Raw genomic sequence first — 20293 nt, 5'->3', positions numbered from 1 at the left:
TTACTGCGTTTTATAAATTGCAGCACTGAATTTACTGCGATTTTTGCTCCAGCAGCGGCTCAATAAATGCAGCCACTTTATCGCGGATCAGTGGCTGCGCCTCGGCTGTTGGGTGGATCCTGTCACTCATCATCATTTCCGGTTTTAATGCAATATCTTCTATAAAGAAAGGGAGCAGTGGCAGGCTGTATTGCGTGGCAAGCTCAGGGAAGATTTGCTCGAATTGTCTCAGATAACGCGCACCATAGTTGCGAGGAAGTTGAATCTGGGTTAATACCACGTGAGTCTGTTGCGCTTTAGCCAGCTCAATCATTTGGATGAGGTTTTGGCGCACAAGGGCTGGGGTAAAGCCGCGCAGGCCATCATTACCACCCAGTTCAATCAGCAACCAGTCGGGTTGATGCTCAGTAAGTAGAGCCGGTAAGCGATTCAATGCACCTTGCGTTGTTTCACCGCTGACACTGGCATTAATCAGCGAGTGGTCGGTGCCCTCGGAATGCCATTTTTGCTGTAGCAATGCAGGCCAACTTTGCTCTGCCTGCATTTGATAACCGGCACTGAGGCTGTCGCCAAGAATCAGCAGTGTCTGGGCATGAACGGATGAAACCCATAAACACAAGGCAAACAGGATACGTGCCATGAATTCAACTCCCATTATTGTTGTCAGGGGCCTTGGCAAATCAGTGCGTCTTGGCCAAGAAACTCTCACTATCCTTGAAGGTATTGACTTACAAGTCAATAGCGGAGAAACCGTGGCGCTAGTTGGCGCCTCCGGTTCGGGAAAATCCACTTTGTTAGGGTTATTGGCTGGGTTGGATTTGCCTTCCGTTGGTAGCATCAGCATCTTAGGGCAATCGCTCACCGAACTGGATGAAGAAGGGCGTGCGAAATTACGTGCAGAGCAGATCGGCTTTGTATTCCAGTCATTTTTACTGCTTCCCACCATGACCGCACTTGAGAATGTCATGTTGCCGGCGGAGTTACGGGGCGAGACCGATTGTGAGCCTCGCGCTCGCGCGTTACTGGAATCCGTCGGCCTTGGCGATCGTTTGCATCATTTACCTCCGCGCTTGTCGGGTGGGGAGCAGCAGCGAGTGGCGATTGCGCGTGCGTTTATGATGCGACCACGTTTATTACTGGCGGATGAGCCGACCGGTAATCTCGATAGTAAGACCGGTGAAAAGGTGATTGAGTTGCTGTTTGCCCTTAATCGTGAACATGGCACCACGTTAGTAGTAGTGACCCACGATCGTGAATTGGCGAGCCGCTGTCAGCGTCAGGTCGTGATGGTTGCTGGCCATTTGGAGGGGTATGATGTATCGGTATGATCGCGAAAATTCTGCGTACCGCTTACCGCCAAAACCGGCCATATACCTAACAATGAGCCTAACCCTAACTCGAGCAAACCGACATTCGGCTAGTCTTCACCATAAAGAACTATGCGGAGGGATGGGCATATGACGCAATGGCGATTAGGCTGGCGTCTGTTGCGCCGCGAAGGGTTTAGCGGTGAGCTGCGTTGGTTTGTGTTAGCACTCGCGCTGAGTGTGGCCTGTGTTCTGAGCGTAGCGCTGGTGGCTGATCGTCTTGGGGCAGGGCTTAAAGCGTCAGGGCGTGATTTTATCGGCGCAGATCGCGTATTACGAACGGCAACGCCAATTCCTGATGGGTGGTTACAGCAAGCAACGCAAGAGGGATTAGCTGCACAAACCTCCGTCAGCTTTAACAGCATGCTGTTTCACGGCGATGCGCTGCAGTTGGCGTCAATCCGCGCTGTGCCTGATGGTTTTCCTTTCTATGGCCGCTTAGAGTTAACGCCTAAACTGCCGCCAAAGCCAGGGGAAATCTGGTTGTCGGCCAGAGTGATGCAGCTGTTGGATGCCAAAGTCGGTGACGATATTGAGGTTGGTAATACCGTGTTGCGGGTGGCGGGTCTTTTGGGTGAAGAACCCGATCAAGGGTTTAGTCCTTTCTTACTGGCGCCGCGCGCCTTGATCCATAGCGCGGATATTGGGGCGACGGGCGCTTTGTTACCAGGTTCACGTCAGCAATGGCGATACTTGTTTAAAGGCACAACCGAAGACCTGAACCGTTATGCCAACTGGCTAACCCCGCAGTTACAAGCCGGACAAAAATGGATTTTACCGGATGACGCCGAATCCCAAGTCGGGCGCTCTTTAGGCAATGCCGAACGTTTTTTCCGATTAGCCTCGTTGTGTGGCGTATTACTCGGCGCGCTGGCTATGGGGATTGCGGTGCGGCACTTTGCCGAGCGGCAGACCAATATGGTGGCTCTGCTTAAAACCTTGGGTGCATCGCGCGCCAGTTTATGGCAATTGATGGGAAGCTTATTGTTTTCACTGACATTGCTGGGCGCGCTGTTAGGCGTGGTAGCCGGTACCGCAATGCAGTGGGTGACCTTGCAATTGCTCGGTGAGCTGCTGCCTCCTGATTTGCCGGCGCCGTCATGGCGGCCTTTTGCGCTAGGCATTGCGGTGGCATTTTTCATCACCGCATTATTGGCGTTGATCCCGTTCTTACGCTTGCTGAAAGTACCGCCGCTGCGGGTATTACGCCGCGAACTCGAGGCCGGTATTCCCAGTTGGTTTGCCATTCCTGTCGGGTTGCTTGGGCTATTTGCATTGGTCTGGGGATTTACCGCCGATGTGCGCTTAGCACTAGGGTTAGTCGGCGGTATGGGCATATTGATGGGGCTGCTTGCTGCCGTGGCTGCTTTATTGCTCCGCTTGGGCGCACGCATCAAAGGGCCACATGCCTTGCGATTGGCGCTGGCACATCTTTCCCGTGAGCGCGCCAGTGGACTGTTTCAATTAGCCGGTTTTGCGCTGGCGTTAATGCTGCTGGGTTTGCTGTGGGCGGCGCGTACGGATTTGTTGGATGAGTTTGCCGCTCGTTTACCGACAGATGCGCCTAATCGCTTTTTGGTCAATGTGGCTGAGGGCGAGCGTGATGCAATTGGGCAAGCGCTGCACGCCGCCGGAGCGGTGATGTCTGACTTTTACCCTGTGGTGCGAGGGCGTTTGACACATATTGCCGGTGAAGCTGTTGGCGAAGGCGCGGATAGTGGGCGCGAAGGTGTCGATCGAGAACTGAACTTTACCACCACGGGTACCTTACCGACTGATAATCAGGTGACCAGCGGCAAATGGTTGCAAGGTAAGGGGGAAGTCTCGGTTGATAGCGAATTAGCCAAGCGCCTAAACATTCAACTTGGCGATATGCTGGGTTTCACAATTGAAGGACGCAGCTTCGAGGCGCGCGTTACCAGTTTACGTAGCATCAAGTGGGATAACATGCGTCCGAATTTTTACATGATCTTCTCGGACGATTTGCTGGCGCCATTCTCGCGCACGTGGCTCGGAAGCTATCGCTTACCAGAGAGCGGACGGGCAGCGGAAATTGAACTTATCCGCCAACATCCGACGGTCAGCCTGATTGATGTTGATGATTTGATCACGCGTTTATCGCGGGTATCCGAGCAAGTCAGCCGGGCATTGGCATTGATGCTGGGGTTAGTGACCATTGCCGCTTTACTGGTTTTGCTGACGCAGACGCAGGCCAGTATGGCCAGTCGCCGTCGCGAGCTCTTATTGATGCGTATGCTGGGGGCTGGTAGCCACTTGCTGGGTAACATGTTGCGTTGGGAATTGGTGGCCAGCGGGGTACTCGCCGGTTTGTGTGCAGCCACCGTGGTAGAGCTCAGTTCGCTGGCGCTGCAGTGGTGGTGGTTTGATAGACAATGGCAACTGCATTGGGATATCTGGCTGGGCTTACCTTTATTTGGCGCGGTGTTGATTACACTGACCGGACAAGGCATGCGTCGGCAGCTGTTGGCCGGTACGCTGAGTGAACGATTACGAGGCTTAGGGCAAGAGTTACAGTGAGGCGTAGGGAATATCGCGCGTAATATTCGTATGCAGAAGGTGTCGCTGTCCGGTCATGCCGGGCAGCGCATTATCCTGGCTGTGTGAAGTGGCGTTGTGCTGTTAACCGGTAATGGGTATTACGCGGTGATGCGGTTATTGCGTACTAACGCGCGCCGTACGTTTTTACACATTTTGCCGAACTGATTGAGATCATCAAAGCCGGGTGCGATCCCCCGATCTAGCTGGTGTTGCCAGTATTGCAATTCAGTATCGACCAAATCCATCAGCTTTTTCGGACATCCGACACAGGAGTTATCCGGCCCACAGGTAAAGGTATCTTGCTGATACAAAGGGAATTCGGCTTTTACCGCATCGATGATCTGTTGCATCGCGGTGATGCGATCAGGTTTGATAGACATGCATACTCCCCAGTCATTCTCCCCATTAACAACACCCACATAAAATACGAAGGCTGTGCGTATATTTAGGTTGTTTGTCTCTGAAAATAACTGTTTTCACAAAACAGCTGGTTAGAGAAACTGAACGGTTTCAAACGAACACTCAAATTTAGCGGTGTATTGTAGCGAGCGATGCAAAATAGTCTATTTTCTATGAGGTAAAAGATATTGTCTTGGCCGGTTGCTTAATGTTTGTATTGTGTGCTGGTTTATTTGTTTCGAGTGAAAGATAACGTTGAGCGCGGGCGACACCTAATTTGTAACTTGAAAATGCGGCCCGCACTCTGAGATCAGCGCTTTAAAATGCGGATTGAGCGAATCTTATTATCAAAATCAATCGCTTCCTGATCACCGCCCTGACGGGTGTAGTAGCCACCGGTGTAGCTGATGCCCTCATAGAAACGGACAGTCCAGCCATCAGGAATACTGAAGGAAGAGAGCCGATCCGCGAAACCATAACGGGCAAGATCCGGCATATCACGGCTAATCGCCAATGATGCGCCGCGCTGGTGGCTGCCATCAAAAATCATCAACACGTTTTGTGCGTGGCCATCATCCTCGTCTAATGAGGTGGCTGTGCATACGGCATCTTTAGTTTTACAGAAAATACTGCCATTGCCTTGGCCTTGTTCACAGCGTTGGCTCACTTTGTGGCGAGCGCTGCGCTCTGAGCGGCCGGCATCAGCGTACACATCACTGAATGGGGTCAGGGTGCATACATAGATGCGTTCACGGTAGGCTGGGCGTGAGGCCGGCTCATACACCGGATCTAACCCGATATTTTGATTGATGATAATCGATGCATCGGCGCAGCCGGCAACCGTGAGGAGTAAAATCCCAGATAATTGCTTGACCATAAATGACCTTGTATTACAAATGGGGCGAGAGAATTGCATAAATAGATACGAATGACCAGTGTTTGCTGCGTGATATGCGGCAAATTGTGGTGAAAAAGAAGTAGCGAAGAGGTGGGGAAACGCATTTAAAAGAGACAAAAATGCCGCGGTGTACAGGCCGTGATGTTGATGTCACTGGCTAGCACAACGCGGCGGGAGTGCCGATTTATTCGCTAAGCGTATTAAATATCAAAGCGATCGGCATTCATCACTTTGGTCCATGCGGCGACAAAGTCATGAACAAACTTCGGATGATTATCATCTTGCGCATACACTTCGGCGTAAGCCCGCAAAATGGAATTGGAGCCAAACACCAAATCCACTCGGGTAGCGGTCCAGCGCACGGCACCGGTTACGCGGTCACAAATCTGATACAGATTTTCGCCTGCCGGTGTCCATGTGTAGCTCATATCGGTCAAGTTGACGAAGAAATCGGTCGACAAGACACCGACACGATCGGTGAATACGCCATGCGCCGAACCTGCGTAGTTGGCACCTAACACCCGCATGCCGCCCATCAGTGCGGTCATTTCTGGCGCAGTCAGCCCCATCAGTTGCGTTCTGTCGAGCAGCAACTCTTCCGGCGTGACCACATAATTTTTCTTCAACCAGTTGCGATACCCATCAGCCAGTGGCTCTAGCACGTTAAAAGATTCTACGTCGGTCATCTCTTGTGTTGCATCACCGCGGCCTGGAGCAAACGGCACCGATACTGCCACTCCCGCTGCTTTCGCTGCTTCCTCAATGGCGGTATTCCCGGCTAGCACAATCACATCGGCAATGCTCGCTCCGGTTGCTGCAGCGATCGGCTCCAACACCGCTAATACGCGCGCTAAGCGCTCAGGCTCGTTGCCTTGCCAATCTTTTTGCGGCGCTAAACGAATACGCGCACCGTTGGCACCGCCACGTTTATCTGAATTACGGAAGGTGCGGGCACTGTCCCATGCGGTCGTGACGCGATCACTGATAGACAGGCCGCTGGCTACAATCCGTGCTTTGACATCAGCCACATCGTAATCAGTGCGTCCAGCTGGCACCGGATCTTGCCACAGCAGAGTTTCGGCTGGCACATCGGGTCCGAAATAGCGGGATATTGGCCCCATGTCGCGGTGAGTCAGCTTGTACCACGCGCGGGCGAACACCTCAGAGAAGTAGGCTGGGTCTTTATAGAATCGCTCGGAGATCTTGCGGTATTCCGGATCCATCTTCATGGCCATATCTGCATCGGTCATGATGGGGTTGTAGCGGATGCTTGGGTCTTCCACATCAACCGGCTTGTCTTCTTCTTTGATGTTGATTGGCTCCCATTGCCATGCGCCCGCCGGACTTTTGGCCAGCTGCCAGTCATAATTGAGCAGCAACTCAAAGTAGCCGTTATCCCATTGGGTAGGGTGGCTAGTCCATGCGCCTTCCAGTCCACTGCTGACTGTATTGCGACCAATCCCTCGGCTGGTTTTATTCAGCCAACCGAAACCTTGATCTTCGATTTCTGCACCTTCTGGCGCGGGGCCTAAATCTTTGGCGGAGCCATTACCGTGACATTTCCCTACGGTGTGGCCACCAGCGGTAAGCGCGACGGTTTCTTCGTCATTCATCGCCATACGTGCGAAGGTGACGCGCACATCATGTGCGGTTTTCAGTGGATCTGGCTGACCATCCACCCCTTCAGGGTTAACGTAAATCAGCCCCATCATCACCGCGGCGAGCGGGTTTTCCAGATCGCGTTCACCGGAGTAACGGCTATTTTTGGCGGTGCTGGGGGCCAGCCATTCTTTTTCCGAACCCCAGTACACATCTTTTTCAGGATGCCAAATATCTTCGCGACCAAACGCAAATCCAAAGGTTTTCAGGCCCATTGATTCATAAGCCATGGTACCGGCGAGAACAATCAAATCAGCCCAGCTAATCTTGTTTCCGTATTTTTTCTTGATTGGCCACAGCAGTCGACGGGCTTTATCCAAGTTGACGTTATCAGGCCATGAATTGATAGGGGCAAAACGTTGGTTACCGTGTCCGGCGCCGCCACGGCCATCGGCAGTACGGTAAGTGCCCGCAGAGTGCCATGCCATCCGAATCATTAAACCGCCGTAATGTCCCCAGTCCGCTGGCCACCACGGTTGGCTGTCGGTCATCAGAGCTTTAACATCATTTTTCAGCGCTTCCACATCCAGTGTTTTCAGGGCTTCGCGGTAGTTAAAGGCAGTGCCCATCGGGTCAGTTTTGCTGTCATGCTGGTGCAAAATATCCAGATTCAGGCTTTTAGGCCACCAATCTGCGTTGGTATTGGCTGAACCGGATGAGGTCAACGCACCATGCATGACCGGACATTTTCCGGAAGGGGTGCTGTGTTTATTTTCCATATGAGCTCCTGTTCATTTCCAGTATGAAACGCATTGCTGCCATGGTGAACATGCCAGCACTCATCAACGCTAAGGGCCTCTGAGTCCTAGGGTTGAAGCGCATGTTCAGCCATAGCTGAAATCATTATGCAGAACATCAAAACGCTTTCTTGCCTGCTTACTTATCTAAGGCGCAAACAACGTTACGCTGATGTGCATGTACATAAAAACACTGCAAGTATAGGTAGAGAGTGGCCAGTTTGCTGACGACACTACACCATTTAGATGACGCTATCACAAACATGCCGTCACCCCTGTGTAGCACAACCTCGAAACGCTAACACTGCTGTATAACCAAAAGTGTTATGCGGTGCAGCTTCTTTAGATTTGCTATAAGTCGCGGTGTTTTAATCTGTTACAAGGCATGTTGTGCTGATTGAACGGTGGTTGTCGGAATCTGGATATGCGCGTAATTGACCACGAGAAAAGAGAATGGCTAAGCGCGGGATAGGATGCTGGAGTCAGCCACGTAATCCGCTTATAGTGCGTTTTTTAGGGAAAGGACAGGGATATTCAAGATGCATATTGTTTGTGAAACCGCACGGTTGCGAGTGCGTCATTTTACCGATGCCGATACCGCATTTATCCAACACTTGCTGAATGAGCCGGCATTTTTGCAATATATCGGTGACAAACAGGTTCGGGATACGGCAAGTGCATTGAACTATATTCAGCATGGGCCACAAGCCTCTTACGCGCAACATGGTTTTGGTTTGAATTTGGTTGAGCTTAAAGCCTGCGGTACCCCTGTGGGGATGTGTGGCCTGTTACAGCGTAACGAGTTGGATTTGCCCGATCTGGGTTATGCCTTCTTGTCGGCGCACTGGCGTCAGGGTTATGCAAAGGAAGCGGCGCTGGCCGTGTTAGACAATGCTCGTGAACAGCATGGCGTCAACCAAGTGTTAGGCATCACATTGCCCGACAATATTGCATCTAATCATCTGCTTACCGCCTTGGGGTTTGCGCCTCATGGCACCATCGCACTGTATGGCTCGGAAAATAATCTCTATCTGCGTACACTGCTGCCGTGCTAACACGCGCCCCGCACATACCATGATTAGGGACACGTGCAATGAAGATAGAAATCGGCACCTTAGATGATGTGCTGCAGGTCGATTCGGGGATCCCCGAATTTGATGGCCGGACAACGCGTGCACTATTAGAAGAGCGTTTGGCTGGTAAGTCGACGCTGATCTTAATTGCGCGAGCAAAAGGAAGAGCGGTTGCCTACAAACTGGGCTATGCAATTTCCGAGCGTGAGTTTTACAGTTGGCTCGGCGGTGTATTGCCAGAATATCGCCGCAAGGGCATCGCCAGTGAGCTGCGTCAAGCGCAAGAAATGTGGGCGCGCGAGCAGAGGTATCACTGCGTGAAGGTGAAATCGATGAATCGTTATCCGGCGATGCTGCAGTTACTAATTACCAGCGGCTACCACATTGTCGGCTACGAAGAAAGTGCGTTAGTGCCAGAATGTGGGGAAGGAAAAATCCTGTTTCAGCGCATGCTGTAAGCATGTTGAGTGCTGTTATAGTTTATTGAGCCACTCTAAATTTAATTTAAATAAATCAACATAATACATAAGTTTATACACGGAATCTGTTCATGAAAGTATTGGGTCGGACTTTTTTTCGCGCCGCTGCGGTAGTGATTTCTTGCTGGTCACTCGCGGGTTTAGCGCAAAGCTCCTCGGTTAAGGCGCAGGATACTGCGGCGTTATCCGCGCAAGTGAAATCGGTGGAGCAGACATTAGGCGCACGCGTGGGGGTATCTGTATTTATCCCGAGTCAAGGCGTGGTGTGGAATTACCACGGCGACCAGCGTTTCCCAATGATGAGTACGTTTAAAACGTTGGCTTGCGCTAAAATGTTGTCGGATGTTGATGCGGGCAAATTGGCATTGAACGATACCGTTAAGGTTCGAAGTGAAGATCTCATGGAGTATTCACCGGTATTGCGTCCACTGGCAGGTACGGATATCACCTTACAAGCTGCGTGTCAGGCAACCATGGAAACCAGTGATAATACAGCCGCCAATTTGGTGCTTGAAAAAATCGGTGGTCCTGCTGTGCTAACAGCATACTTGCAGTCAATCGGTGACAACGTCACAAGATTGGATCGCAATGAGCCAACACTCAATGAAGCGGCCAAAAACGATCCGCGAGATACCACCACGCCGAATGCGATTAACCACACCTTGAACACATTGGTGCTCGGCGAGACCTTATCTAGCACTTCACGTCAGCAGCTGAAAACGTGGATGCAAGATAATAAAGTGGCGGATGGATTGTTGCGCTCCGTGCTGCCTCAAGGCGTTCAGATAGCCGATCGCTCTGGTGCGGGTGGTTTTGGCTCCCGTGGGATCACCGCGTTGGTTTGGTCTGCGCAACAAGATCCGATGTTTGTCTCTATCTACCTGACACAAACCGAAGCGACCTTTGATGAGCGTAATGCCGCGATTGTAACTATCGGCAAAAGCATATTTGATACATTTTTGACCCGCTAAACGGTATTATTACCGCAATAACGAAGGCAGCCAGCATGGCTGCCTTTTTGTCTGTATTTTGTACTGCATGCCGCTTATATAAAACGAACGCGTTGAGTTTATGATGAAAATTGAATGCCTGAGTGCACATCCACACCTGATTGACCATATTGCCCGCTGGCATTTCGATGAATGGCATTCGCTATACCCGGATCGCACCCTTGATGATTTTGCCGCTGACCTGCGCGAATCTCTGGGGGAGCACGCGGTACCGTCAACGTGGCTGATTTTCCATCAAGGTGAACTCTCGGGCACTGCGGCGGTGCTGCAACACGATATGGAAACCAACCGCGAACTCACACCTTGGCTGGCGAATGTCTATATTAAGCAAGATAAACGTGGGTTAGGACTGGGGCGTAAGGTGGTGCATCATGTGATGAGTGCGCACGGTAAACAGAGTGATGAGCCGCTGTTTTTGTTCACAGAAGATCAGCAAGCGTTTTATCAAAGTATGGGCTGGCAAGAAATCAAACAAGAATGCTACGCAAACAAACCGGTGTCCGTGATGCAGTTTATACCCGCATCTCGTACCGATATTGTGGCGTAACCCAATAGGTATTTACGTGACACTGTCACTTTCATGCGATTGTCTCAAACCATCACGCTCAATCACAGAAAACAGGTTTTCGGCGCCATAGTCTGGGAAAAGGGGGAACAGCAAGCATGCCAAATTTAGATAATCGTATCCCGCCACCACTGATTGCAGCGAGTGCCGCCTTGCTGATCGGGTTACTGTCATTTTTACCCGGGCATTTTCCGTTGCCGCATGGCCTACGTATCGCGCTTATGATTGCGCTGTTCGCTATGGGCATATTACTGGGAATTGGCGGTGTGATAGCGTTTAAGCGTGCACAGACCACGGTAAATCCACTCAAACCGGAAACGGCATCTGCCTTGGTGGTTGGCGGCGTGTACCAATATTCTCGCAACCCAATGTATACCGGTTTAGCCCTCTGGCTGGTGGCCTGGGCATTGTATCTGGATTCAGTCATCGCGTTAGCTGGGGTAGCCGTATTTGTTAGCTACATGACCCGTTTTCAGATTAAGCCAGAAGAGCGGGCGATGCAGGCTTTGTTTGGCACGCAATTTGAGTTGTATAAAGCACGAGTTAGGCGTTGGTTATAAGCGCCTTATCAGTCTACTGTGTGGCATACGTTGACATGTGTTAGATAAACAGCCCCCATAATAAACTTTCACACGAGTAAAGGCAGTGCATGTAGCGCTGCCTTTATTCTTTGTGCCTACAGCGCTACCTCTGATGGGGTAGATTCAGCTTTATTAGTCTACGAAATGACTAACTGTCTGCTTATCAAGATTAATTTTTCAGCACTCACACAACATAATGCGTTTTTTTTAAGGATCGGGGATTAATCTCACATCCTGATACTGGTTTTTGCTTTCAGGGTTTGATATACCGAAATCAGAGGCAACACGGAGCATGACAGAGCGGAGGTATTGCGCATAAAACTGGGGAGATGCAAGAGGGCAACGTTCTCTTGGTTCCGACATCTCTAATGCAACTGTGGGTATGCGGGCTTCCGACATACCGGGCTATCCGTAAGGAGGGCATAATGCTGGTAAGTAAACACGGGATTGGTGGCGTCGGCATGCATGATGATGGATGTGACTACACCGCAGTAATCTTAGATCGGCAAAATGCCGCAGCGAGAGCCAGAACGCGGACGGGGTTTCGTCCCGCAGTAAAACCGGTAAAAGTCTCTGATATTTCTGTACCTGAAATCGCACAGGTTTTTTTGGGTGACAGAATGACCTTTTCAAGAGGTATTCTTGAAGGTATCTATCACCTACAAATGCTAGGGTATTCCGCTGAAACGATAGCGGAGCGAACGGGGATTGGATTGATCACCGTGAAAGATATCCTACGTCGAAAAACAAACTCTCACCGTGCGGCGTTCAGTGCTGCTTCTGTAAAGCCGTTGTCTAGCGAACGGGCAATTTTTGATTTGATCCGTATAGCTGATGAGAGAGATAGGCAAGAGCGTCGAGTCAGTTAATACGTCACTCTTGTTTTCAGCTACGGTGGTTTTGCGCCTCCGTAGTTGATACTAAATGTTTCAATTCGTATCCATTTATTTACTCATCGTTTGCTAACTGGCGTTATCTCGCAAAAAATAATTGTCTTTATACTTAGTTTATTCGTTGTGTAATAATTGAAAGGTTGTTTTGTTTTATCTCGCTCTATCTCTTTTCTATATGGAAAAGGTGTTTTATAAATGAGCTGGTATAAAAATAATAATTAGGCATCATGTTGTATATTGAATAGAAGATATGCGTTATGAGTGGACACTCTTGGGTATGTATCAGGTGTAAAATGCCAGCCATCCATGGAACAGGATTACAAAAACTACGTAAAAACCTTCTCACGTTTAGAGGCATTTTTGCGCTCATAACGTTTGTTCTTGCCGTGTTTTTCTTTGTTCTTCTCGTATTACAATTACGAAAAGATGAGGCCATGGATTATGAAGCGCTGACGTATTGCTGGGATCTGGGTATTTCAGCTGCGTTTATGGCATTGCTTAGCATTATTGCAATAACCAAAGCGGTTTTTTGATTGCTTAATCATTGTGACTGGCAACAGGCTTACTAAGATGTTCAACGGAGGATAAATGCCGTTTAGCATGTTGGTGAGCCTGTTTGCGTTTGATACGGAATAATCAAGAACGTAGGCATAAAGCGGTTATGAGTTGATTTTATTGGTGACCAGATGATTGCTATGTCACTGATTGGAAAGTAAATAATAGCTAGGTAAACTTAGGATAACAAGGAAGATTGGCAATGGGGGATGTAACCGTACTGTGGCATGTCGCTGTGATTTGGGGATTAGCTGTACTGACTCCTGGTGCGAATGTGCTGTTAACCTTGAATACTGCGTTGACGCAAGGTCGTCACAGTGCGTCTTGGGCTGCATTGGGCGTAACTAGCGCGGTATTTATCTGGGCTCTCTTAGGTGTGTCTGGTCTGCTTTTGCTCTTCAAAACATTCCCTTGGTTGCTCTACCTGGTGCAAGGTGTGGGTGGATTATATTTACTCTATTTAGGTTATAACAAGTTGTACAAGGTCGTGTATGAAATAATTAAACGACGCGCAGTAAAAATAGATCCAGTGCCACTGACAACAAGCATAACACCTGTGTATTCGGTTGCGCCATCAACGAAATCAATGTTTAAAACAGCGATGGTAACCAGTCTTATTAATCCTAAAACAGGTCTTTTTGTCCTCAGTCTTTTTTCTGTTACGCTTCCTGATGTATTTCCTGCCACGCTGGCATCACTGGTTGTGATCATTATGTGTTGCATTACACTTATGTGGCATATGACGTTGGCGGTGGTGTTTTCTAAATCCACGGCCAAAAATGTATATCACAAAGCATTTATTCCCATTGAACTTTGCTGTGGTGGATTGTTCACTTACTTTGGATTAAGAATATTATTAGGTTAAATCACTCATCTTGCCGTTGTAGCCCTAATCTTGTTCTTGAACTGGCCGTCTTGTTTAAATGTATAGCGAGCCGGGGATTTGCAGGATAATCTAACGAGTTGTGATTTATCTCATCCTTCGACGACTTCTCCCTTCGGATATCACTTTTTGACTGGCAAGTTCACCAACCTTAACTAAACTCAATAGTGGGTATTGAAAGATAATACCTTTATTCGGATTACCTATAGAGACTTATAGATGAAAGGCATCTGTTTTTGAAAGAAAAATCAAAGACATCTGCTGCAACATAGAAAAGCAACGCGTAAAATCGAAAGCGTAAGACATGTAATCAGATGGTAATTAAAGGTAACCGGCCTGTATACCCTGTTTGATGAATGGTGGTAATGTGACTCTAGGGCATGTTATCCCAGTTGGGAGCAAACACTTCTGGTATCTGAACGCTGAAATGCAGTTTGGTTTGAAGTGATCTCGCTGGAAGCAAATGATGACAGTCCACTTTTGAATGGTATGTGTGATGATACATGTCACGGAATACTGAACACCGCGGTTGTGGTGTCAGCGTCCGGAAACGTGTAACCAAGCAAAGGAAAGGAGGCGTTATCAGGGATTATAGGTAAATCATTCAAACCAATCCTCAAAGAGGTGGCAGGATGCTGATTCCATTATCGTTAAGTGTTGTCGTGTTACTGGCTGTGGTAGGTTTGTTTATGATGAACCGAAAATCCACGAGCAATGGTCAAATGGGTAGCTTCTATGGTGCGTCCAAAACACCATCAGGCTGGGATCAGGAAACTGATTGAAAACGGTAATTTGATATACTAATGTTTGATTAGTGAATCAACGCGATGCGGTCATAAGGAGGGTGACAAAAGGAAGCATAACTCGCGTATCCTTGCTAGCAACAGCAGGAAAATCCTAGCCTAGCGGCAAGTGACAAGAAGCAACAGCAAGATGCAGGAAAGCTAAGCAAGAAACGCAAGCTAGATATGGTAAACAGCGTAAATATGCTCAGGAAAGTAGAGTAAGCAGGAAGTAAAGTCAGTAGTACGTATCAGTGATAAGTAAACGTTATACTGTAATGCGTTACCGGCCATGTAAGGCTTCACGTGAAGATGGCCATCAGGTAAGTGCATGGGGTAATTGACCGGACAGTCAAACAGTAAAATGCAAAGTACCAATACAGCGAGTCTGTAGCTAATACACCTTGTTATAAGGGTATAACTCAAGTGATAGCACATGAATCAACATGCTGTTGTATCGCAAACGAGTGAGCAAAAACTGTAACGTTAAACGTAAAGATACAAATCGGTCAAAACTGACGTTAAATGAGATAAAGCAAAGCAACAAGGTAAAAGTTAGTAAAGCTAAATCGAAACGAAACGCAATGAAAATCAAACACGTAAGGCCTGATTTACGAGCTAGCAATTAGCTAACGGAATCAGTGAAGTCCGGCAGTTACAGATGTTAAACGTAAAACAATCTGGCTGAAGGGGCCAAACGAGTCTGGAGATAGGTTGGGCGTGTTATTGTTGTAGTGATACGGCAATGAGACGAGATGAGAATAGCGACATAATCCGTTGTTAAGTTGAGGTTTTGTGGTACGAGTAATAACCGGTGAAGTCCTTGGTGGTGGAAAACATTGCTGATGACTTTAGTGATTAACGTAAACATCGATAGTATGTACACCTAAAACCGGAATCGCTGATAGAGGATTCCGGTTTTTTATTGGCTATGCTTTGTGAACTGACTTTGTGAGCGAGCAGTGTGAACGGTTGCTTCTCAGCTGCTTTTCTCTGTGGCGCTGTTAATACACCCAGTCTTTCAACTTAAATTGCATCGTATGTTGCCCATCCGTCAGATGAAGAATCTGGTTTTGCCATGTCAGCGTTGCCCCTTGCTGTAGCATCTGGGTAAACATTGCGTCAAATTTCTCCCATTCGGGATTCGCACAATTTTGTTGCGTTAGCGGGCGAAGGTCACTGACGATCCGTTGTCCATCAATGAGGTAAGTGCCTTGTAGCTCATGACAAAAGGTCGCTCCCAGTTGGCTATTCTCATAAAAATCGATGCCGGGATACATAGTGTTGCCTTGTTGAACCGGAGTCTGGTCAACCTGAGTCAACACAAAATGACGATGCGCTAGCATTTGTGGCGTGATCAATGACTCTGACGCAGAGGATGTTGCTATTGCGTTTGCTGATGTGGCGGCGGTGTTGGTGCATGCGGTCAGTGTTAACAAGGGGAGGAGTAGCAGCAGTTTGTTCATAAGGTCGGCCAGCGATTTAATTTGCTTAGTAAAATAATCAGTTCCAGAGTGTTGGCTCTCTGTAATCTTGATGCGACATAATATGAAAATCATACCTTAAATCTGCAAGCGAAATAGCACTATTCTGACTTGGCTGCGCTTTAATGATAAATCCTTTTGTGATGGGCTAAGGCCAAATTATAATCTCTCTTTTCTTGTGGATGCGGTGAGATCTCGTTCATATGCTGAATGTGTTGGATTTTGTGTTTCCAGTATTACTGGGCATTGCGGTGATGGTCAATGTGATCATGGCGGTGGTTCTGTGGAAGGGGCAAATCTGTCCGGGGCAGCGTCGTCGCTTGATTAAGCAGGGGCGTGGGTTGACGGTTTTATGGTTGTCAACGTTGGCTGCGGGTGCCGTTTCTCTAGAAAATTCAGTATTGGTATTTTTGGTTGCTGTAGCGGGGATTGCGTATGAATTTTCTCGCCACCAGCCAGTGCGAGCACGAAATGCATTGTTTGCTTCAGCGATAGTCGGCGTGTTTGCATTTATAGCTGCGCTGTTTGTGCTGCCGGCGAAAGCGGTGATGGTGGTCAGTTTGCTGACATCTGGCGCTGCAGTAACACATACGTTGATGGTTTCTGCACGTTGTCGATTACAAGCATTTTACCGTCTATTACCTGCGACGGGGTTATTGGGTATTTTAGCCGCATGTGCTGAAGCAGTGCGATCCGCACTTAATGTAAATCTTATCAATGCCGTTTCTGCACAATATGCAACCGCAGGGGCATTGCTGATGCTGGCTGTTGCATTTGTCATTTGGATTTGGCCTGAGTTTAGTCAAGAGAAGCCTGGATTGGGTCGAATGGCGGTTGCAAGCACTATTTGTGTGATAAGTAACTTGTTTAATGGTGCGATTAATATTGGATATTGGATTTAACTTACTTTGATTGCTTATTGCATGAATGTAATGCGGATATCGGTTTTGAGATAAGACGAGCCATAATCTCACAGATTAATTGTAGTATTAATGAGGTGAAACTATTTAATAGAGTTAGCGCTGATGTATTGACCGCTGGGGCAATATAAAGGGTAGGGTAACAGGCCGATCCTTGGCCAGTGGTTTACTTACTTTTTAATCCAAACAGCAGATAAAGCATATTACGTAATTCAGCAAAATAATCATCTAACTGCGCTGTGCTGTCTCGTGAGCAATCACGCAGTACAGCCGTTACAATCAGTGGGATCATTCTACGGATAGTGGGTAAGCGGCTCTCATCAAAATGAGGGTTTAAATGAATAATCAAATTACCCCAAACATCAGATAACCATTCATTTTCCAGCTCATACAGGTTATGCAGCTCTGGTGTAATCGCTACAGAAGACCATACAGCCTGATAGCCGGGTTCTTTACTCAGAAAATGGATATGTACGTTCAGTAGAGCGTTAATCAGCTCTTCGCCATCCAATCGTTGATCTCTGACCTGACGGAATTGCTCGCGGAGCTTTTCCAGATGGCTTAGAGCCAGTGCATGAATGACTGAGGTTTTATTAGGGAAGTATCGGTACAGTGAAGTCCGAGTAATACCCGCATGATTAGCGATATCACCAGGGTTAACCGCATCAATACCTTTCTGGTCGAATAGTTCTGCTGCAGCATCCAAGATGCGTTGAACGCGCTCCCGGCTACGGCGTTGTAGTGGTTGTTGTCGCTGCACGACGTGATTCCTCATGTGTTGTGATTTTATCGGTGACCACTGTTCGAACTTGTTTTATCACAATTGGTGTTGTTTTATTTATAAAGCTAGAAGCGAAAGCTTGAGTTCGTCAAATAGCATTTGAATAAATCGTTCAATGTATTTTTGTCGGGTTTCCGACAGCATTGATATCAATTTCCATTCATAAAAGTAACGGTATTCGACGAATTGACATGTTTTGCCTATATTCTGCGCAAAAGAAGGCATAACTTAGCAGAAAATCAGAAACAAACAAGCGGGAGTATAGTGTCGTATCTCACGGATATTTCAGCGTTATTTTTAAGACAGTGTGTTTTAAAATTAATTAACTTAATGAAATATCTTTAGTTCTTTGAGGAGGACTTGGGGAAAATAGGACAGGAGGTATACAACCCCCTGTTGATAATTTTTTTTGGTCAGAGCTCGGATGTCGGATTATATTTCGACTTTATTTACACAGTGTTTTGTTTTAACGAACTCTGCGATATTGCTCAGTGTGGTTTCGGCGATATTGGTCAGTGCTTCTTCGGTTAAGAACGCTTGGTGACCGGTGAACAGTACGTTGTGGCATGCCGACAGACGACGGAACACGTCATCTTTGATCACGTCATTGGATTTGTCTTCAAAGAACAGATCGCGTTCATTTTCATACACATCCAGACCCAGAGAACCAATCTGCTCTTGCTTCAAGGCTTCGATAGCATCTTGAGAGTTCAGCAGAGCACCACGACTGGTGTTGATGATCATCACGCCTTTCTTCATCTTGGCAAACGCATCAGCATTCAGCAGATGGCGATTTTCCGGTGTCAGTGGGCAGTGCAGTGAAATCACATCTGACTGGGCAAACAGGGTATCAAGATCCACATATTTACCACCGAGTTTAGCCACTTCAGGGTTTTCGTACGGATCAAAGGCCAGCAGATTCATGCCAAATCCTTTCAGGATACGCATAGTGGCAATACCGATTTTACCGGTACCGATGATCCCTGCGGTTTTACCGTGCATATTAAAACCGGTCAGGCCTTCCAGTGAGAAGTTGGCATCACGGGTGCGCTGGTAAGCGCGGTGAATCCGGCGATTCAGGGTTAGCATCATACCGACCGCATGTTCTGCGACGGCTTCCGGGGAGTAAGCAGGCACACGCACGACGGTGATACCGTACTCTTTGGCAGCTTCCAAATCGACGTTATTAAATCCGGCACAGCGCAGAGCAATCAGTTTGATCCCCTGTTGAGCAAGTACCTGAATAGCTTCACGATCGGCGGTATCGTTCACGAAGATACAGACAACGTCAGCGCCTTCGGCCATCCGCGCGGTCTTCGCATCAAATTTAAAGTCGAAAAATTCGAGATTAAAGCCAAAATCCTGATTTACCAGGCTGAAAAACTTACGATCGTATTGTTTGGTACTGAATACAGCGATATTCATGGTCACATTCTCCGCAACTCAAGCTGTAATTAAATTACAGAAATAATTGATGCAAATCAAATAACGTGCCAGGTCGCACTGTAAGTAGACGTTAACAAAGGTGTACAGCTCTAATTTATGTTATTTATTTTCATAAATTGGCGAGAGAACCCACAGCGACAGAACTCGCAGCGGTGTTGGCTGCGTTCATTCACCCCAATCACGTAGTTTGCCTATGCTCATGGGGATTCACTCACTGGCCGCCCACCTGCAACTTAACGTTGTTTGGGTATATCGACTCTCATCACTTAATGTTTCTACACATCATGTGTCTACACACGGATCGCCATACTTCCCAATCAATGCTGAACTTCAATCTCAATCGGTAACCTCGGCACGAGTCCCGTATAAGTATGGATGAAGCCGGATGTACGGTGAGTGGTGCGTCTGTGAAATTCTTTGCCTAGGTCATCGGGTTCACACTTTACGGACTATACACTGGCTATGTGGACTCTTGAGTCTCGCTGCGGTTGAGTGTCGTGGTCGCATTTTGCTGCGTGCTGACCGCGCGTTGCGGCTCGAATCACCGACAATGTTCAAATAAGCTGGGTTGGTGACTTTGTTATCTGCTGAACCTTGTCTATCTTTAGAAGAAAATACCGAACATTATTCTTTGCTGCCGTGTTTTCTTTCGCTAGAAGAGGGGATTGCCATGGAGTCCATTAAAGTTGCTGATTATATGCATCGCAAGATCGTGACACTGTCACCCAAAATGACGCTGACGGGTGCGCTAAAGGTTCTGCTGGATAATCAGCTGACTGGTGCTCCGGTGGTTGATGCGCACGGTATGTTGGCCGGATTTATCTCCGAACAAGACATGATCAAACGCTTGCTCAGTGCGTCGTACCATAACAGTGAGTTTTCCTATGTGTCTGATTTGATGCGAACCGAAGTCCTGACGGTTGCCCCTGATGACTCTGTGGTGGAGATAGCACAGATGATGGCGCAACAAAAACCGAAGATTTATCCGGTTTGTCTGGATGGTCGTGTGGTGGGCATTATAGATCGCCATGACATTATGCGCGCTATATATAACCATCTTTCCAAAAATCACAATGTTATATAACTGAGATACTTTGTAACGGTGGTGATATTGACTGTTCTTTGCGCACAATCTCGGAGTTTTCCATTGCGTCGTTCCGAGCTGTGCGCTTGGTCCAAAAATAGATATCTAATTGATTCATTATGTTTTTCTGACATAACT

20 protein-coding genes are annotated in these 20293 nt (G+C 47.9%); 13 read left to right on the top strand and 7 right to left on the bottom strand.

Annotated features, from left to right (window positions below; all coding sequences use genetic code 11):
- Positions 1–31 precede the first annotated feature (31 nt).
- Positions 32–640 (bottom strand): arylesterase, encoded by a 609-nt coding sequence (locus tag LQ901_RS06575; protein ID WP_152136285.1) that lies wholly within the window; start codon positions 638–640, stop codon positions 32–34.
- Between LQ901_RS06575 and LQ901_RS06570 the strand changes: the two genes are divergently transcribed.
- Positions 639–1328: an ABC transporter ATP-binding protein gene (locus LQ901_RS06570; RefSeq protein ID WP_152136284.1), complete on the top strand. Its 690-nt coding sequence runs from the start codon at positions 639–641 to the stop codon at positions 1326–1328. The two genes, LQ901_RS06575 and LQ901_RS06570, sit on opposite strands and share 2 nt — an antisense overlap.
- 129 nt (positions 1329–1457) lie before the next feature.
- Positions 1458–3905, top strand: coding sequence for an ABC transporter permease (locus LQ901_RS06565; protein WP_233672062.1), 2448 nt, complete (start codon positions 1458–1460; stop codon positions 3903–3905).
- A gap of 119 nt (positions 3906–4024) precedes the next feature.
- Here the strand turns inward: LQ901_RS06565 and LQ901_RS06560 are convergent, their stop codons facing one another.
- From LQ901_RS06560 to katG, 3 genes are all read right to left on the bottom strand, one after another.
- Positions 4025–4306, bottom strand: coding sequence for a hypothetical protein (locus LQ901_RS06560; protein ID WP_010863499.1), 282 nt, complete (start codon positions 4304–4306; stop codon positions 4025–4027).
- Between the two features lie 329 nt (positions 4307–4635).
- Positions 4636–5202, bottom strand: coding sequence for a beta/gamma crystallin-related protein (locus LQ901_RS06555; protein ID WP_047708609.1), 567 nt, complete (start codon positions 5200–5202; stop codon positions 4636–4638).
- Between the two features lie 221 nt (positions 5203–5423).
- A complete protein-coding gene (gene katG, locus LQ901_RS06550; RefSeq protein ID WP_233672061.1) occupies positions 5424–7601 on the bottom strand; it encodes a catalase/peroxidase HPI in 2178 nt (725 codons plus the stop codon).
- Between the two features lie 557 nt (positions 7602–8158).
- Here katG and LQ901_RS06545 point away from each other — a divergent pair.
- The 9 genes from LQ901_RS06545 (at position 8159) to LQ901_RS06505 (ending at position 14440) form a co-directional block, all read left to right on the top strand.
- Positions 8159–8674, top strand: coding sequence for a GNAT family N-acetyltransferase (locus LQ901_RS06545; RefSeq protein WP_233672060.1), 516 nt, complete (start codon positions 8159–8161; stop codon positions 8672–8674).
- A 38-nt stretch (positions 8675–8712) separates the two neighbouring features.
- The gene (locus LQ901_RS06540; protein WP_115149547.1) at positions 8713–9150 is read left to right on the top strand and encodes a GNAT family N-acetyltransferase; all 438 of its coding nucleotides are present in this window, start codon (positions 8713–8715) and stop codon (positions 9148–9150) included.
- A gap of 92 nt (positions 9151–9242) precedes the next feature.
- Positions 9243–10142 carry a class A beta-lactamase gene (gene bla / locus LQ901_RS06535; RefSeq protein ID WP_152136281.1) on the top strand — a complete coding sequence of 300 codons (900 nt, stop codon included), beginning with the start codon at positions 9243–9245 and terminating at the stop codon, positions 10140–10142.
- Positions 10143–10242: 100 nt separating this feature from the next.
- Positions 10243–10728: a GNAT family N-acetyltransferase gene (locus LQ901_RS06530; protein WP_081632858.1), complete on the top strand. Its 486-nt coding sequence runs from the start codon at positions 10243–10245 to the stop codon at positions 10726–10728.
- Positions 10729–10844: 116 nt separating this feature from the next.
- On the top strand, positions 10845–11306 hold the full coding sequence (locus tag LQ901_RS06525) for an isoprenylcysteine carboxylmethyltransferase family protein (protein ID WP_064977700.1): 462 nt from the start codon (positions 10845–10847) through the stop codon (positions 11304–11306).
- Between the two features lie 446 nt (positions 11307–11752).
- Positions 11753–12196 (top strand): hypothetical protein, encoded by a 444-nt coding sequence (locus tag LQ901_RS06520; protein ID WP_052181418.1) that lies wholly within the window; start codon positions 11753–11755, stop codon positions 12194–12196.
- 317 nt (positions 12197–12513) lie between these two features.
- On the top strand, positions 12514–12753 hold the full coding sequence (locus LQ901_RS06515) for a hypothetical protein (RefSeq protein ID WP_039044694.1): 240 nt from the start codon (positions 12514–12516) through the stop codon (positions 12751–12753).
- A gap of 224 nt (positions 12754–12977) precedes the next feature.
- Positions 12978–13640 (top strand): LysE family translocator, encoded by a 663-nt coding sequence (locus LQ901_RS06510; RefSeq protein ID WP_064977701.1) that lies wholly within the window; start codon positions 12978–12980, stop codon positions 13638–13640.
- Between the two features lie 650 nt (positions 13641–14290).
- The gene (locus LQ901_RS06505; protein WP_156121201.1) at positions 14291–14440 is read left to right on the top strand and encodes a hypothetical protein; all 150 of its coding nucleotides are present in this window, start codon (positions 14291–14293) and stop codon (positions 14438–14440) included.
- A gap of 1004 nt (positions 14441–15444) precedes the next feature.
- Here the strand turns inward: LQ901_RS06505 and LQ901_RS06500 are convergent.
- Entirely contained in the window at positions 15445–15999 is a 555-nt protein-coding gene (locus LQ901_RS06500) for an META domain-containing protein (protein ID WP_064977702.1), read from the bottom strand.
- A 128-nt stretch (positions 16000–16127) separates the two neighbouring features.
- Between LQ901_RS06500 and LQ901_RS06495 the strand changes: the two genes are divergently transcribed.
- Entirely contained in the window at positions 16128–16826 is a 699-nt protein-coding gene (locus LQ901_RS06495) for a hypothetical protein (protein WP_233672059.1), read from the top strand.
- Between the two features lie 184 nt (positions 16827–17010).
- Here the strand turns inward: LQ901_RS06495 and LQ901_RS06490 are convergent, their stop codons facing one another.
- A complete protein-coding gene (locus LQ901_RS06490) occupies positions 17011–17604 on the bottom strand; it encodes a TetR family transcriptional regulator (protein WP_010863513.1) in 594 nt (197 codons plus the stop codon).
- Positions 17605–18057: 453 nt separating this feature from the next.
- The gene (locus LQ901_RS06485; protein ID WP_010863514.1) at positions 18058–19050 is read right to left on the bottom strand and encodes a 2-hydroxyacid dehydrogenase; all 993 of its coding nucleotides are present in this window, start codon (positions 19048–19050) and stop codon (positions 18058–18060) included.
- Positions 19051–19741: 691 nt separating this feature from the next.
- Between LQ901_RS06485 and LQ901_RS06480 the strand changes: the two genes are divergently transcribed.
- Complete coding sequence (locus LQ901_RS06480) at positions 19742–20155, top strand: CBS domain-containing protein (RefSeq protein ID WP_039044699.1); 414 nt, start codon at positions 19742–19744, stop codon at positions 20153–20155.
- Positions 20156–20293: the final 138 nt, after the last annotated feature.

This window comes from Plesiomonas sp. PI-19, assembly GCF_021368255.1.
GTDB lineage: Bacteria > Pseudomonadota > Gammaproteobacteria > Enterobacterales > CAMTGL01 > Plesiomonas > Plesiomonas shigelloides.
The sequence above is the reverse complement of the archived record's forward strand: the minus strand, read 5'-3'. Positions and strand labels throughout refer to the sequence as shown.

Bases quoted from the DNA above. Each gene is read 5' to 3' on its own strand.
- LQ901_RS06560 (WP_010863499.1), bottom strand. From the start codon at position 4,306: ATGTCTATCAAACCTGATCGCATCACCGCGATGCAACAGATCATCGAT.
- LQ901_RS06520 (WP_052181418.1), top strand. From the start codon at position 11,753: ATGCTGGTAAGTAAACACGGGATTGGTGGCGTCGGCATGCATGATGAT.
- LQ901_RS06525 (WP_064977700.1), top strand. From the start codon at position 10,845: ATGCCAAATTTAGATAATCGTATCCCGCCACCACTGATTGCAGCGAGT.
- LQ901_RS06505 (WP_156121201.1), top strand. From the start codon at position 14,291: ATGCTGATTCCATTATCGTTAAGTGTTGTCGTGTTACTGGCTGTGGTA.
- LQ901_RS06485 (WP_010863514.1), bottom strand. From the start codon at position 19,050: ATGAATATCGCTGTATTCAGTACCAAACAATACGATCGTAAGTTTTTC.
- LQ901_RS06540 (WP_115149547.1), top strand. From the start codon at position 8,713: ATGAAGATAGAAATCGGCACCTTAGATGATGTGCTGCAGGTCGATTCG.
- katG (WP_233672061.1), bottom strand. From the start codon at position 7,601: ATGGAAAATAAACACAGCACCCCTTCCGGAAAATGTCCGGTCATGCAT.
- LQ901_RS06495 (WP_233672059.1), top strand. From the start codon at position 16,128: ATGCTGAATGTGTTGGATTTTGTGTTTCCAGTATTACTGGGCATTGCG.
- bla (WP_152136281.1), top strand. From the start codon at position 9,243: ATGAAAGTATTGGGTCGGACTTTTTTTCGCGCCGCTGCGGTAGTGATT.
- LQ901_RS06530 (WP_081632858.1), top strand. From the start codon at position 10,243: ATGATGAAAATTGAATGCCTGAGTGCACATCCACACCTGATTGACCAT.
- LQ901_RS06555 (WP_047708609.1), bottom strand. From the start codon at position 5,202: ATGGTCAAGCAATTATCTGGGATTTTACTCCTCACGGTTGCCGGCTGC.
- LQ901_RS06565 (WP_233672062.1), top strand. From the start codon at position 1,458: ATGACGCAATGGCGATTAGGCTGGCGTCTGTTGCGCCGCGAAGGGTTT.
- LQ901_RS06500 (WP_064977702.1), bottom strand. From the start codon at position 15,999: ATGATTTTCATATTATGTCGCATCAAGATTACAGAGAGCCAACACTCT.
- LQ901_RS06515 (WP_039044694.1), top strand. From the start codon at position 12,514: ATGCCAGCCATCCATGGAACAGGATTACAAAAACTACGTAAAAACCTT.
- LQ901_RS06480 (WP_039044699.1), top strand. From the start codon at position 19,742: ATGGAGTCCATTAAAGTTGCTGATTATATGCATCGCAAGATCGTGACA.
- LQ901_RS06545 (WP_233672060.1), top strand. From the start codon at position 8,159: ATGCATATTGTTTGTGAAACCGCACGGTTGCGAGTGCGTCATTTTACC.
- LQ901_RS06510 (WP_064977701.1), top strand. From the start codon at position 12,978: ATGGGGGATGTAACCGTACTGTGGCATGTCGCTGTGATTTGGGGATTA.
- LQ901_RS06575 (WP_152136285.1), bottom strand. From the start codon at position 640: ATGGCACGTATCCTGTTTGCCTTGTGTTTATGGGTTTCATCCGTTCAT.
- LQ901_RS06570 (WP_152136284.1), top strand. From the start codon at position 639: ATGAATTCAACTCCCATTATTGTTGTCAGGGGCCTTGGCAAATCAGTG.